This window comes from Pyramidobacter sp. YE332 (assembly GCF_033060595.1).
Taxonomy (GTDB): Bacteria; Synergistota; Synergistia; order Synergistales; family Dethiosulfovibrionaceae; genus Pyramidobacter.
In genome coordinates this window covers 889,508-904,764 of sequence record NZ_CP133038.1, presented here as the reverse complement: position 1 = coordinate 904,764, position 15,257 = coordinate 889,508, and the positions used below count along the sequence as shown (strand labels likewise).

The following is a 15,257-nucleotide window of genomic DNA, read 5'->3' as shown; positions in this document are numbered from 1 at the left end:
CGAAAAATCTAAAAAATCCATAGGGGGTGGATTAAAAACAACTTTCACAAAAGCGCCGGACGCAGCGGAGGCGTCCGGCGCCCCATGAAAAAGCGACTTATTTTACGCGTTCAGTCTGCTCGGGATAGTGAATGTTGGAAAGCAGATTGATCTTGCCATCGTAGAGCTCGTCCACACCGATCAGATCCTTCTGGGCACCGTGAAGCTCATCGGCCTGGCACAGATAGACCCAGGGGTGCAGATCGTTGACACGATCCCAGATCTTCTGGAAGACTTTGCCGCGCTCGCCCTCGTCGATGCAGTGATTGGCCTCGTCCATCAGCGTGTCGATCTCGGGGTCAGACAAACGGGCCGAGTTGGTACTGACGATGGAGGTCGTGGTGATGACCGACTGCCAGTAAACGCCGGCGTCACGGTTGGTCTGCATGCCCCAGGTGGCGGCGTACATATCGTACTTTTCAGGCTCCTTACGGACCTTGTCATTGATGACGGCATTCTCGAACACCGACACGTTGACCTTGATGCCGACAGCTCCCAGCATACTCTGCAGCACCGTCGCGCCGTTGACGCGGTCGGCGGCGTTCATAACCCAGAGGTTCAGTTCCAGATCCTTGACGCCGGCCTCGGCAAGAAGTTTTTTGGCGAGCTCGGGATTGTAATCCCATTTCTCGGGATTCTCGGGGAACCATGAGCTCGCCGTGGGCAGGGGCCCCTGGCCGGGGATGCCGTTACCGTTGTAGACGACCTGAACGTAGGCGTCCTTGTTGATCGCGGCGTCGATCGCTTTGCGCACGCGGGGATCCTTCAGTTTGGGGCTGTCCGTGTTCATGGCCAGATGCAGCAGTACCAGACCGGGAGCCTTGACAGCCTTGACCTTGTCGCTGCTCTGCAAGCGCTCGAAATCGGAGGGCGGCACGGCGTAGATCATGTCGACCTTGCCCGTCTCAAGAGCGATGATGCGCGTACTGTCGTCGGGCAGGACCACGAACGTCAGCTTTTTCGCGTAGGGCTTGGTTCCCCAGTAGTCGGCGAAAGCTTCCATCTCGACTCGTTCGCCCTTGGTCCAGCTCACGAACTTGTACGGGCCCGTCCCCACGGGCTGACGGAAGTAATCGGCGCCGGCTTCTTCAACGGCCTTACGGTTCAGGATCATAGCGTAAGGGTGCTTCATAGAGCCCAGCCAACCGCCGACGGGGCCGTTGGTGCGGACGATCACGGTATGCTTGTCGATCACTTCGAAGCCCTTCGGATCGATCCACACGCCCTTCGACTTGGCGAAGACGGACTTGGAAGGATCGGTGACGCGGGTCAGAGAGAAAACCACGTCATCCGCGGTAAACTCCTCGCCGTTGTGGAACTTGACGCCCTTGCGCAGATGGAACTTGTAAGTGTGGTCGTCAAGGATCTCGACGCTTTCGGCGAGCACCGGCGTCAGCTTGCGGGTCTTGCCGTCCACCGTGAACAGCGGCTCGTAGATCTGTTTCTGCATGGAGAACGAATAGGTATCGACAGAGTTCTGCGGATCAAAGTTCTTCGCGTCGATGGAGACGCCGACACGAAGTTCCTCGCCCCGCGGCGCGGCGAAAGCCGTTCCGGCGCACAGCATGGCACAGACGAGACACAAAGCGAATGTCCTCTTCATAACAAAGAACCCCTTCCTAAAATGAGATTGCGGAACCTGCAGCCTTTACTCCACTTCCCCCAATATGGCAACATGACGTCGCGGCCCGTTAAAAGGACAACCTGAAATTCCCAACCCGTTTTTCAAATAAGGATGCTCTTTTCTCGGGAAAAAGAATATCCACGACTAAGTCAGATTCTAGCAAATAATATACAAAAAGCAAGGAGTCTCAAATTTTGACTTTGCCTATTGAATAAAATTCAAAACGAATGTCGCTTTCAGTTAAAGGACACATATCACAACTATTACAGCAAATAATCATAATATATTGTCGTTAAATACGAATAAATTCACCACATAAGCCAAAAACATTTCATGCGGCCTCTCCATTGTCCTTTAATATATTGTATACATATCTGATATATTATTCTTCATGGTTGAAAAAATCAGGCAGGAGTGTATATTATTCTAGTCACGCGACTGAAACAGCTCGCTTCTTGCCCAATTTCAAATTTTTTATATTTTCAAAGCGACCGCTCCATGTAAACTAAAGATCCCATCCAGGAGGAGGAAAAAGGATGCCTTCAGAAGTACTCGAAAAAACCCAATCTATATGCAGCTACCTCGTAGATTGCAAGCGCAGGATCCACCGTAACCCCGAGCTGGGGATGCAAGAGCTCCAAACAGCGGCCTTCGTGAGAGCCGAACTGAAGAAAATGGGCGTGGAAATTCAGCCGCTCGACACCAAAGTCGGCGTGCTGGGGCTTATCCGCGGCACAAAAGCCGGCGCGGGAAAAGTGATCGCCCTGCGCGCCGACATGGACGCGCTGCCCATTCAGGAAGCCGCCGGCCAGCCCGATCAGTCCGAGGTAGCCGGCGTCATGCACGCCTGCGGACACGACGCGCACACCGCCATGCTGCTGGGGGCCGCCCAACTTCTGATGAGCATGCGGGAACGCTTCAGCGGCGTCGTGAAGTTGATCTTTCAGCCCGCCGAGGAGACGCTGGGCGGCTCGGAGCTGATGATCCGGCTCGGCTGCCTCGAAAACCCCAAAGTAGACATTATGCTCGGACAGCACGGCATCGGCGAATTCGCCACGGGCGACATCGCCTTTCGCGAAGGTCCCAGCATGGCCTCGTCCGACACCTTCTCCGTCACTGTCAAAGGCGTCGGCGGGCACGGAGCCTATCCGCACAATTCCGGCGCCGACGCGCTGCTCGCCGCGGCCAACTGCGTCACGTCCCTGCAGGGCCTGATCACTCGTCAGTTCAACGCCGTCGATCCCGTCGTCCTCTCGATCTGCACGTTCCACGGCGGTACGGCCAAGAACATCATCCCCGAAGAAGTCGCCTTCGGCGGCTCCATACGCTGTCAGTCTCCCGAAAGCCGCGGCAGGATCAGAAGCGCGCTGGACCGTATGATCGGTTCCATCGTCGCCGGTTACAACTGCACCCACGAGCTCGACTACACCTACGGCGTCCCGCCGCTGGTCAACGACGCCGCCGTGGTGAGAGCGATGCGCTCCGCCGCAGCCAAGCTGCTAGGGGAGGAACACGTCAAAACCATGGAACAGCCCCGCATGGGTTCGGAAGATTATGCCTGCTACTCCGAAAAGATCCCCGCCTCCTGTTTCGCCCGCCTGGGAATCTGGAAAGACGGCCGGGCGCAGCCCAAATTCCATAATCCCGCCTTTGTCTTCGACGAAAACGCGCTGCCCGTCGGAGCAGGATTCTTCGTGCAAGCCGTGCTGGAGATCAACGGATAGTTTTTCGAATGCTTTTCATAACGCCGGCGCCCGCTTTGGAATCATACGATTCCAAAGCGGGCGCCGGCGTTATTTCTGTCAGAAAAAACGTTACTCAGGGTACTACAGCTCGGGATAGATAGTGCAGATTACCGGGGGGCAGCCCTGCCATCAGGTGATCCTCGACGCCAACCCGACCTGTTCCCTATTCACTGTTAATAATGCAGATTGCCAAGGAAACTGATTTTACCGTCACATAGGTCTTTGACGCCCTTCAGATCTTTTTGGGCGCCGTACAGTTCGCTGGGGATCGACAGATAAACCCAGGGATGCAATTCGTTGATGCGATCCCAGATCTTCTGAAAAATTCCATTCCGCTTCGCAGTATCGACGGTTTCAGCGGCTTCTTTGATCCATGCGTTGGTCTGAGGATCGTCAAAACGGGTGAAATTGGTCGTACCAATGGCCTCTTTGGTGAACAACGACTGCCAGTAGACGGCCGCGTCACGGTTGGTCATCATGCCCCACATGTAGATGAACATGTCATAGCCGCCGGTTTTCATCCGATCGTTGAAGACGCCGTTTTCAAGTACCTGAATGTCAAGCGTAATGCCGACCTGTGCCAGCATAGCCTGAAGCACCGTGGCGGTGTTAATCAGATCCTGAAGGTTCAGCACCCATAAACTGAGTTTCAGATCCTTGACGCCGGCATCTTTCAGCAGCGCTTTCGATCTCTCGGGATCATAACCGAACGGACGAGCATCTTCGGGATAGAAACTGCACACCGGCAGAAGCGGTCCGACGGCCGGTGCGGAGTTTCCCTCGTAGACCACCTGATTCAAGGCTTCCTTGTTGACGGCGTACTCGATCGCAAGCCTCACGCGAGGATCAGCCAGCCGAGGCGACTGCGTGTTCAGACCAAGATAATGAAGCACAAGCCCGGGAGCGCGAACGAGCTGCACTTTATCGCTTTGGGAAAGACGATTAAACTCCGTTGTGGGAACAGCATAGATAAGATCGACCTTGCCGGTCTCAAGAGCGATAACGCGGTTACTGTCATCGGGGATAATCAGGAAAGTCAGCTTCTTGTAGACAGGTTTTGTTCCGTGATAATCCTCGAAGCGCTCCAGCTCCAGCTTCTCTCCCTTTGTCCATTTAATCAGCTTGAAAGCGCCGGTGCCTACGGGGTGCATGGAATAGTTACTGCCGGCCTCCTCCACAGCTTTTTTATTGAGGATCGAGGCATAAGGATGCTTCATTGACTCAAGGAATCCCCCAAAAGGTGTCCGCGTCTTCACGACAACCGTGTATTTGTCTTCGATTTTAAAGCCGTCGGGGTCAATATAGCGTCCCTTTGAACCGGCGAAAACCGACTGGGGAGAAGTGGCGCGTTTGAGTGAAAAAACGACGTCGTCGGCAGTAAGTTCTTCGCCGTTGTGGAATTTAACGCCTTTTTTCAAATGAAAGCGATACGTCTTATCGTCAAGGATGTCCACGCTTTCCGCAAGGACAGGGACCAGTTTGCGGGTCTTGCCGTCGACAGTGTATAAAGTCTCGTAAATTTGGTTCGTCAGACAAAAAGAATACGTATCGACCGAATTCTGCGGATCGAGATTCTTGGCGTCGATGGCGACGCCGACGGCCATCTCGTCTCCGCGGGCAAAGGCACATGACGCCAGAAACGCACTCACTGCTAAACTATAAAACAATGATTTCAGCTTCAAAAAAGACACCTCTTTCACCTATTAAGTTCCAAATTTGCTGAAAACATCATCCCGCGCAACACTGCCTCGTCGACGCTCTCCATAGGATTTCTACTTCATCAGCCCCTTCTCCGTCATCCAACTTTGAACCATTTCAGCTACCTGGACCGAATTACGGTCCATCATCAGCAAATGCGTATTGCCGAAAATACCGCGTTTCGGCAAATCGATCCAGGTGATCGGCGCGCCGAGCTCTTTCATGATACGAAAATATTCAGGATAAATTTTAAAATAAGCGGCTTTTGTCCACGCGCAGAGCTCCGGCACCCTGATGAAATCGCCCCAGAGAACGAGCTGAGGAATCTCTTTCAGCGCGGAAAATTCCGTCGTTTGAGGATCGGGAGTACGGGCCGGCTCCAACAGGATCAGCCCCCTTACCTTGTCAGGATGAGCGAGGGCTGCCGGAAGAGCGAAATTGGCACCCTGGCTGTGAGCCATGATCACGCACCCACCATCGAACCGATCTACCAGATTATTATAGGCGTCCTGCGCCCAATCATCCATACTGCGCCAGCGAGGCACAATCTGTTTGCAGAACTCGTCGTAATATTTCATTGGGAACTGCGTGCCCGCATAGGGAACGCGCTCCGCGTGATTTTCAGCAAAAACGGGCCCCATGCGAAAGTTGCTCCAGCAGGCCGCTTTGGTGGTAAATTCCGGAGGCGTACGATAGATCTCCGGGTACATGGCCCAGGAAGATCGCCCCCGCTCCACCGAATCGCTCACGTAAACGTCATGCCCATAGCGAAGAAACAGACTTCTCCAGCCTTCACGGCCGTCGGGCGTAGCCCCCCAGGTGGCGCCGGTCAAACCGCCGCCGTGCCACATCAACAGCGGATATTTGGCTTTCGGCTGAGCTAGCTTAACATATTCAACATACATCTGTCCCGCTTCGTACTGGCCGTTGGGGTCAAAATCCTGCGTCGTTCCGTCCTGACAAATAAAAGCTTTGTGAGGGAGGCCTCGCAGAATTACCTCATGACCGCCCACGTAAAAATTTCCCAGTTCCCTTACGGAAATATTTTCCATAAAATATTACACTTCCTTAAGTCCTCAAAAGAGTTTCCATAGTACTGCCTTTATAGAATTACGATCTCTATATAAAGATTTTGCCCGGAGTCCTAAAGATTTTTTCCCCGCTCTTTCACTGTATGACTAACGCCTCTGCGCGCGCTTCTTTCCCGACATTCGCCTCCAGCGCGGCAGTATAAAACTCTTTCAGGTCGCGGCGGAACTGGAGGCGCGCTTCGGGATTGGAATAGAACATGTGCCCGCCCCAGTAGGTTTTGAAAGTGACATTCGCACGTAGACGAGCGGGAATGTCCATATGGTTCAGACAGTAGCGCGTCGTATCGATCGAGCAGTGCAGGTCGAACTGCCCGGCGCAGGCGAAGAACTTAAAACGAGAATCCATCTTCATGGCCGTGCACAGGTCCGCCAGCATGGACGCGAAACCGCCGGCGCGCGGCGCGGCGCCCGAGGCCGTCGGCAGATAGCCGCTGGCAAAATCCCATCTGCCGCCGTCCACGCGGGGATTGAAGGCGAGATAATCCCGGTGTTCCGGCAGCTTCATGATGCGCCCGAAATACTCGTAAAACGCCGCGTAACAGGCCGCCGACATGTTGAATGTCTGTGGGTCAGCCGCAGCGTTAAAGCCGCGCCCCGGATAGGTCAGCCGCGCGTCGAAGTAGCTCGTCACAAGGCCTTGATCCGCGAGCAGCAGCCCCGCGAACTGCTTGTCGCCGACGCGCAGATTCAGCGCTTCGAGATCCGGCGCTTTCAGCGCCGTGTAGCGGCGCAGCTTTTCCAGAACAGCGTTGCGTTCCTCCGCCGAAGCCTCGCAGCCCTTCCACAGAAACAGCAGATACTCGCTCTGCGCCCACGCCGCCGCTTCGGCACGCACGTCTTCAAGAGGGCGCGCCAGCAGATCGGCGTCCAGCTTTTTGTGGAACCACGCCGCCGCGCACAGCGCCGGCACCGTGTGCACCAGATGGTGTTCGTACAGCATCGACGTGTGCAGCTCGCCGTACGACAACGCCGGGGACACCGCCACAAAACCGCTCGACATGATGTGCATCTGCTGCAGCCGCAGCACAAGTCCGCTGCCGCGCAGTCCGCCGTAGCTCTCGCCAACGATGAACACGGGCGAGGCGAAACGCCCGTGACGCGCCATCCACGCGCGGATGATACGTGCGATCGCGTCCACGTCCTGCCGCACGCCGTAATACTGGCGTTCCTTCTCGCGGTTCACAGTGCAGCTGAATCCCGTCCCCACAGGATCGATGAAGACCAGATCGGAAAAATCGAGGATCGTACCGGGATTGTCGCCAACGATATAAGGCCGCCGCGGCGCCTCCTCACCCTGCCCCGTCAGGCTGAACGTCTTCGGCGCCAGCGCCGCCATGTGCAGATAAAGCGTCGAAGTCCCCGGTTTCCCGTTGAAGGCGAAAGTCACCGGCCGCTGCGCGCCGCCGTCCGTCAGAGCGTAGCTGACGCAGAAACTGCGCGCCTGTTCGGCGCCCTCATCGTCGTAAACAGGGATGGACTCTGCCGTAATGCCGTACTTCAGCCGCTGTCCTTCCAGCGCGATCGCATCCTCAGCGCGCTGCGGCTCAAGAAAAGGTTCCGTCGGCAAAAACTGTTCGTTCGCGATCATTGATATTCTCCTTCTCTGGCACACTCTTCGATGAAATTTTTTCATGTCCCCCGCAGACATGAGCTACTTAAACAGCATGGTCACGCCGGAGACGGCCAGGTAGCCGTACACAGCGAGGCGCAGGCGACGGGCGTCGAGGCGTTTGAAGATTTTGTTGCCGAGAAAGATGCCAAAAGCCAGCGCCGCGACGACCAGCAGCCACAGCTGAACCGTCATGGGAGTGATGACGCCGCTGCGCCATCTCATGAACGTGGCGACGCCGGAAGTGAAGCAGAAATGAGCGTTCAGCGTGGCGCGGTACTCCTGATTGTCGCGGGTCGACGAGAGCAGATAGATAGCGACGGGAGGTCCACCGACAGCGAAAAGTCCGGCGCACGCGCCGCCGATGGCACCGGCGACCATACCGGTCAAAGGTGTCCCTTTGATGCGGATCCTGCCGCCGAGAAAAATGGAATAGAAGCTGACGGCAATCAGCATCGCGCCAAGCGCATGCACCATCATCCTTTCCGCCGCACCGAGGGACAGTACGACCGAAGCCGCCGAAAAAAACAGCCCCGAAAGTGCACAGGGCAGCAGAATTCTGAAGTTGATCCTGTGCCAGTGAGGAACGGCAATCATCACGGCCGTGCTGGCGCCGCAGAGCGCCGAAACGGCTACAGCCTGGGGATAGGAGAGAAAATACGGCCATGTGGCCATCGCCACGGCGCCAAAGCCGAAGCCGCACACACTGGCCACGATTCCGCCGGCCACCGTTGTCCCCATCATCATGGCAGTGAGCATCCAGTCCATAACGCCATCTCCAATTTCTACAGAAATTTTACCGTAGGCATGAAACTTCCGCGCCAAAAGCATTTAAGGAATCTCTGACTTTATAAAGAGAGCCCGTTCTCAGATCAGGGTTCATTCATCTCATACCTGACTGGCAATGTCACTTAGACTACAAAATCAGAGCAACCGTCGCGAGAAACAAGCAGACCTCATAGATCCCAGTAAAATGACGTTTATCACGAGGAGAACTGAGCCCCTGTACCCATCTTACACCATTCGAACGCGAAAAGCTCATGTCGCTTTCCAATAGCGGAAAAGGGCTCTCCGAGATCGCACAGCATCTTGGACGTCATAAATCGACGATCTCCGGAGAGCGAAAGCGGAATGCTTTTTCCGAGCCGTATTCTTCTTCCCCGGTGCAAGGCGCTCGCTATGCTCGCGGAAAGGCCTGCCGCCCCAGGCGAAAGCTTGACGACGAGAGGGCTTTAAAGCGGGTACGGAACTTTTTTATTTCATAAAAGCGTTCCTCCGGAAAAGTATTAACATAATTCTCTGGGCACTGCGAGTATGTTCGAGCGACCGAACTTCCCCGCGGCGCCCTTATGTTCGGCTTTTTAATTAAAAAATAGTATAAATGGCTAAATCGATTTGAGCAATTTCACGTTTTTTAGGCAAGCCCAATAAAATTGTGCAAGGCCGACAAATAACGTTGCCTTGCACAATTTTATCAGTGAGTATTTTTTCTAAAATAAAAAACTCAGTTAAAATTCATTCCACCGTCACGCGCCCAAGGTAGTTCAGGCGTCCGTCGCAAAAATCCTCCATGCCCCGAAGATCTTTGCGGCCGCCGTAAAGTTCGTTGGGAACAGCCAAAGAAACAAAAGGATGGATCTCGTCGAGCCGCGCCCAGACTTTTTGGAAAGCCGCCTGGCGTTCCGCCGGTTCGACGCTTCGATTGCCCAGTTCAATGTTCTCATCAACGATCTTGTCGTCCAGCACCGCCCAATTCGTAGTCCCGATACTGCTGGAATGGAACAGCGACAGCCAGAACTGTCCCGCATCGCGGTTCGTCTGCATACCCCATGTACTGATGAACAAGCTCTGCGTATTGCTCGTGACGCGGTCGTCGAAGACGCCGGACTCCATGACGATGATGTTGACTTTGATGCCGATATCCTGAAGCATGGATTGAAGCACGGTCGCGCCGTTCACGTAATCCTGGCGCGTCGTGATCCACAGATCGAACGTCAGGCCGTCGGCATAGCCGGCCTCTTTCAGAAGTTGTCTAGCTTTGACGGGATCGCGGGGATGGCGTCGAATGTCGGCAGGAGTGAAGCTGCTGGAGGAAACCAGCGGCCCGTCGGGGACCACCGCTTTTCCCTGATACACCACTTGGACAAAAGCATCCTTATCAATGGCATACTCGATGGCCATGCGGACGCGCGGATCCTTGAGAGCACCTTTTTGAGTGTTCATACCGAGATAAATGAGGTTATGCCCGGTCCCCTTGATGACCTTCACTCGGCCTTCTTCGGCAAGACGATCGAAATCGTTCACAGGCACGTTGTAAATCAAGTCGGCCTTGCCGGTTTCAAGGGCGATGACGCGGCTGCTGTCGTCGGCCATTGTAAGAAAATTCAAGCGTTGGGAATGGGGCTTATCGCCATGATAGTCGCCAAACGCTTCCAGTTCTACGCGGTCGCCCTTGAGCCACCGCTTGAACTTGTAAGGCCCCGTGCCGACCGGCATCCTGAAGTAATCGCCGCCGGCGTCCGCAACGGCTTTGCGGTTGAAAATACTGGCATAGGGATGCTTCATCGATTCCAGAAAACCGCCGAAAGGCGTCAGCGTCTTCACGATCAGCGTATGCCGGTCGATCACCTGGAATCCCTGCGGATCAATGTACTTAGCCTTGGATTTGGCATAAACGGATTCATTTGAAAGAGCTCGCTGAAACGAGAACACCACATCGTCTGCGGTAAACTCTTCACCATTATGGAACTTAACGCCTTTTTTCAGATAAAACTTATAGGTCAGCGGATCAAGCACTTTCCAACGTTCCGCCAGCACGGGCACCAACTGCTTGGTTCTGCCGTCCACCGTCACCAGCGTTTCATTAATATGCTTGATCATGGCAAAGGAGACCGTATCGACAGCCTTGAGCGGATCCATGCTCTTGGCGTCGTTGGGGACTCCCACGTTGAGCGTCTGCAAATCCGCCGCCACGCAGGACGCAGCAAAAACCAAAAGCGACGTCAAAAACAACAGGGTCTTTTTCACGTTCATCTTCGTTCAATGCCTCCCCTTAAAAATATTACTCTGAACCCGTGAGCGCGTTAAGCACCGTAGTGGTCATGACTTCCGTCCCAATAGGGATCGAGCGGTCGTCGGCATAAAAGTTGACCGAATGGGTGGGACAGTGGAGGCCGCCCGGCGAGCGGCACCCCAAGCGGAAGAGCGTCCCCGGCGCTTTTTTCAGGAAAAGCGCAAAATCTTCGCCGCCCATGGCGGGGGAAGGGAGATCGACAACGTTCGTCACCGACTTTACCTGCGCGCAGGCACGGCGTACCCGGTCGACCCAGCTTCTGGCGACCACAGAGGGGATGCTTTCCGGCGTGATCTCCACGGTCACTTTCGCGCGCAGTCCCGCGCCGATACTTTCGGCGATCTCGCGCACACGGCGCCGAAAACGGTCGTGCGTCTCGTCGCGAAGGTAGCGGATGCAGCCTTCCAATACCACCGGGGCACCGATATAAGAATTGGAAATGCCACCATGAATACTGCCAAAAGTCACCAGCGCACAGTCAGTAGGAGCCAGCTCACGCGACCCCAGACTCATGAGCGCGGTGACGATTGTCGAAGCGGTCAGGATCGTGTCGACGCCGTAATGAGGATACCCCCATGCGCCCTTTTGCCTTCGACGGTGATCTTGAGGATATCGACGCCGGCCGTCATGAAGTCATCTCTCACGCCGATCTCACCGACATAGATGTCAGGCAGCGCGTGAAGCGCCAACACAGCGTCCACGGCAGGATCTTCCATCACACCAGCTTCGATGAATTCCACCGCGCCGCCAAGCTCTTCCTCGGCATGTTGGAAAAAAAACTTGACTGTCCCCGCGAAGTAACTGCGAAATTCGCTGAGCAGCCAAGCCGTGCCCAACAGCGCCGCAGTGTGGGTGTCATGCCCGCAGCCATGGAAGACGCCGTCATTTTGGGAAACGAACGGCACGCCTGACTGCTCCTGGATCGGCAGCGCGTCCATATCGGCTCTGACGGCGATGCAAACATCTGGTCCCGTACCCGTTCCCCGCAGCACGGCGAGAATGCCTGTCTGTGACCTCCCGACCCGCCGGATCGAGTCCATATCCATTTTCCTGAGTTGCTCTTCCACCAGCGCGGAGGTCTTCACCTCGCGAAAGCTCAATTCCGGATTCCGATGGATCTGATGACGCCACTCGATCAGCTGCGGTGCAATCTCCTTCAGCCGTTGCGCGAGTCTGTCGCGGCGGTAGCTGCACAACATCGCGGGACCTCCTGGAATAAAAATGCGAAATATTACCAAGATAATAATTCTTTATAAAACATTCTACTGTATGTTAGAAAAATGTCAATAATTTTTTTCGACAATCAAGTTTCGCCGCCGGAGCCGTCCCAAGACGCCCCCCTCGAGCATATAAATCTCGCCATGTTTCCGATAACGGACAAGGATATCGCTCTTGGGCAAGGCGTTTCGCTTTTCTTGACATGGACGCCGTCGCCGATGCCTTCGACGTTCAGAAACGCCACACATCATTTTTCCACAATCTAGCGAGAAGTCGACATCATAAAAAAGCTACCTCAACTTTGCTGCGTGAGTTTGAGGTAGCTTTCTTCACAACGTGATTTTATCTCTCGTATACGATACGTCCGTCCATAAGGGTCAGGATCGGCGCGGTCTCCAGAATTTCATGCGGATCGTCCAGCGAAAACAGATCATGATCCAGCACGACGATGTCCGCGTACTTTCCTTCTTCCAGAGTGCCGACCCGGTCTTCCATGAAAGCGCCGTAGGCGGAACCGGCCGTGTAGCCTTTCAGAAGCTGCGCCATCGTGACCTTCTCGCCCGGATTCCAGCCGCCTTCCGGCTGACCGTCGTTGAACAGGCGGGTCGTGCCCCGATAAAGGGCCAGCATGGGGTTGTTGTCGTAAATTGGGAAATCCGTGCCGAACTGCATGTGCGCGCCGGTTTCCAAAATCGAACGGATCGGCCACGTCTCCGCGGCGCGGCGTTCGCCCAGCCGGGCGAAATAGGGATTGTCCGCAAACTTTTCGCAGATGCTGAGATGATCCGGCTGCATCGACGCCACCACGCCCAGTTGAGCGAAGCGGCCGATGTCTTCTTTGGCGATGATCTCGATGTGCTCGATCGTGTGCCGGGAATCGCGCTTGCCGTTGTGCTTTTGGGCCAGCTCGCAGCAGTCCAGCGCCCTTCGGACGGAGCCGTCGCCGCAGGCGTGCATCCTCACCCGGAAGCCTTCGCGGTCGGCATCCACCACTCTGCGGGCCAGTTCTTCCACCGGGATCCGGCTGGAGCCGACGGAATCGGGTTTGTCCGCGTAAGGTTCGAGCAGCAGTGCCGTCCAGCCCGTCGCCGTTCCGTCGACGATGTGCTTCAGACCGGAAAAACGCACCTTGTCGCTGTCGTATTCCTGCCGTAGGCGACGCGGGCGCTCCAGATCCCCGGTCAGGCCGGCGGCGAAGAAAAAGCGGACGTTGAGACGCCCTTCCCGCTCGAACTGCTTCACCACGGCGACGTTGCCCACGTCGATGTCCGACCCCTGGTAGCACTGGATGTTACTGACCGAGGTGATGCCCAGGGAGGCCGTGCGGCGCTGGAACTCGTCGAAAATGACCTCCTGGACCGGCATGGGCATGTCGAAGGCCAGTCGAGCGACCATGAGCATCGGCGTCTCGGCGATATAACCGGTGGGCGATCCGTCGGGATCGCGGGCGACGAGGTCGCCACCGAACTCTTCGACGTCCGCAACGCCGCTGAGCTTGATGGCGGCGGAATTGAGCCAGGCGGAATGCCCTTCCGTGTCGATCAGGTAAACCGGCGTATCGGGCAGAAGCGCGTCCAGAGTTTCCTTGCGGGGATGCCGCGCCTGCTCCCAAGCGATGTTCGACCAGTCCGTGCCGATAATCCAGGACAGCTCGGGGTGCGCGTCCGCAAAATCCTTGACGCGTCGCGCCGCTTCCTGCTCGGAAGCGCAATCGCTCAGATCGACGGCCCGGCCGAAAATGCCGCCCAGAAATGCGTGCTCGTGCCCGTCGAAAAAACCCGGCATGATCAGCTGACTGCCGTAATCCCTCACGTCCGTTCCGGAGCCTATATACGAGGCCATCTCTTCGGGCGGACAGACCTTTTCGATCCGGTTGCCTCTGACGCCGACTGCCAGACGCTCGGGGCCGTCTTTGAGCCCCGTGAAGACGGCGTCGCTTTTCAACACCAGATCCATGATCATAACACGAACCCTCCGACCAGGAAGAGAACGAAAGAAAGGGCCGCGCCGATCAGCGCGTAGGGAAGCGTCGTGACGCCATGATCGGCCGTCGAGATGTTCGTGGCGGCGGAGCACATGATCAGCGCGTCGGAGAACAGGCAGCTCTGGCTGCCGAAGGCCGCGGCGGAGAAAACCGCGCCGAGCACGAGATACACGTTGACGCCGATCCCTTGCGCCAGCGGGATGACGATGGGAAGCATCACGGCCGCCATACTCCAGAAACAGCTGGTAAAGTACGCATAAATGATGCAGACTACAAAAGTGACCGCCGGAAGCAATCCGCCCTTCATGATCGGTTTGACGACGCCGATGATGTACGGGGCCAGCTTCAGCGTGTCGTTGGCCTCTTTGAGCGTGAAAGCCACGATCAGCAGCACGTCGATGAACACCATGTTTTTCATGCCCTGCATGAAGACCTTGAAGAATTCGTCGTAAGGCATCGTCTTGGTAAGGAGGAACGTGACCGCACAGACGGCTAGAGCGGTCATCACGCCGTAGAGGATTTCGTTGTCGCAGGCAATGGTCACGCCCACAAGCGTCACGACCGGCAGCAAGAAGTTCCAGACGTTATGTCTGCCGTTTTCGGCCGCGGGTTCGTCCTCGCTGTTGAGCAGCTCGGGATCGATGGTTTTCATCGGACCGATCGCGGGAACAACGCCCAGCGCGAAGAGGAACGAGATGATGATCGCGATCCAGCAGTAGAACAGATAAGGGATGCAGCGCAGATAAGTGCTTGTCGCCGACCCGACGACGAATCCCGACGTCTCCAGCAACCCGGCGAAGAACACGACCCACGAAGAGATCGGCATGAGGCAGCAGAGGTTGCCGGCGTTGGAGTTGACGACGTAGGCAAGCTCCGTCCGTTTGACGCCGCGGGAATCGGTGATGTACTTCATCGTGGAAGCAGTCGTCAGGTTATGCAGGTAATCGTCCAAAAAGAAGATGCTTCCCAGCAGCCACGTGATCATGAGGGACTTCTTGCGGCTCGTGGCGTATTTTCGGGCCAGCGCCGCGAAGCTGCCGAGGCCGCCCGACTTTTCCAGCAGCGCGATCAGACTGCCGAAAAGAGTTACCACGAGAATCAACCATACCATATGCTTGCTGCACATTACCTTGTAGAGAGAGTCAATCCAGGCCGTTGCGAAGTTCGCTTTGTATA

11 protein-coding genes are annotated in these 15,257 nt (G+C 55.9%); 1 reads left to right on the top strand and 10 read right to left on the bottom strand.

Annotation, left to right across the window (positions count from 1 at the left end):
• Nucleotides 1-97 precede the first annotated feature (97 nt).
• A complete protein-coding gene (locus RAH42_RS04285) occupies nucleotides 98-1,642 on the bottom strand; it encodes an ABC transporter substrate-binding protein (RefSeq protein ID WP_078015890.1) in 1,545 nt (514 codons plus the stop codon).
• Between the two features lie 557 nt (nucleotides 1,643-2,199).
• Here RAH42_RS04285 and RAH42_RS04280 point away from each other — a divergent pair.
• Entirely contained in the window at nucleotides 2,200-3,387 is a 1,188-nt protein-coding gene (locus RAH42_RS04280; RefSeq protein ID WP_317540018.1) for a M20 family metallopeptidase, read from the top strand.
• A gap of 194 nt (nucleotides 3,388-3,581) precedes the next feature.
• Here the strand turns inward: RAH42_RS04280 and RAH42_RS04275 are convergent, their stop codons facing one another.
• The 9 genes from RAH42_RS04275 to RAH42_RS04235 all read right to left on the bottom strand — a co-directional run bounded on the left by RAH42_RS04275 (nucleotide 3,582) and on the right by RAH42_RS04235 (nucleotide 15,192).
• On the bottom strand, nucleotides 3,582-5,099 hold the full coding sequence (locus tag RAH42_RS04275) for an ABC transporter substrate-binding protein (RefSeq protein WP_317540243.1): 1,518 nt from the start codon (nucleotides 5,097-5,099) through the stop codon (nucleotides 3,582-3,584).
• Nucleotides 5,100-5,180: 81 nt separating this feature from the next.
• Nucleotides 5,181-6,158, bottom strand: coding sequence for an alpha/beta fold hydrolase (locus RAH42_RS04270; RefSeq protein WP_078015887.1), 978 nt, complete (start codon nucleotides 6,156-6,158; stop codon nucleotides 5,181-5,183).
• 115 nt (nucleotides 6,159-6,273) lie between these two features.
• Entirely contained in the window at nucleotides 6,274-7,785 is a 1,512-nt protein-coding gene (locus RAH42_RS04265) for a hypothetical protein (protein WP_078015886.1), read from the bottom strand.
• A 63-nt stretch (nucleotides 7,786-7,848) separates the two neighbouring features.
• Nucleotides 7,849-8,574, bottom strand: a complete 726-nt coding sequence (locus RAH42_RS04260; protein ID WP_317540017.1) for a sulfite exporter TauE/SafE family protein — start codon at nucleotides 8,572-8,574, stop codon at nucleotides 7,849-7,851.
• A gap of 747 nt (nucleotides 8,575-9,321) precedes the next feature.
• Nucleotides 9,322-10,839, bottom strand: coding sequence for an ABC transporter substrate-binding protein (locus tag RAH42_RS04255; protein ID WP_078015883.1), 1,518 nt, complete (start codon nucleotides 10,837-10,839; stop codon nucleotides 9,322-9,324).
• A 28-nt stretch (nucleotides 10,840-10,867) separates the two neighbouring features.
• A complete protein-coding gene (locus RAH42_RS04250) occupies nucleotides 10,868-11,392 on the bottom strand; it encodes a M20/M25/M40 family metallo-hydrolase (RefSeq protein ID WP_317540016.1) in 525 nt (174 codons plus the stop codon).
• A gap of 26 nt (nucleotides 11,393-11,418) precedes the next feature.
• Nucleotides 11,419-12,078, bottom strand: coding sequence for an amidohydrolase (locus tag RAH42_RS04245; protein WP_317540015.1), 660 nt, complete (start codon nucleotides 12,076-12,078; stop codon nucleotides 11,419-11,421).
• Nucleotides 12,079-12,439: 361 nt separating this feature from the next.
• Nucleotides 12,440-14,059 (bottom strand): amidohydrolase, encoded by a 1,620-nt coding sequence (locus RAH42_RS04240; RefSeq protein ID WP_078015881.1) that lies wholly within the window; start codon nucleotides 14,057-14,059, stop codon nucleotides 12,440-12,442.
• Nucleotides 14,056-15,192 carry a Na+/H+ antiporter NhaC family protein gene (locus tag RAH42_RS04235; protein ID WP_317540014.1) on the bottom strand — a complete coding sequence of 379 codons (1,137 nt, stop codon included), beginning with the start codon at nucleotides 15,190-15,192 and terminating at the stop codon, nucleotides 14,056-14,058. The genes RAH42_RS04240 and RAH42_RS04235 overlap by 4 nt, the downstream gene beginning before the upstream one ends.
• Nucleotides 15,193-15,257: the final 65 nt, after the last annotated feature.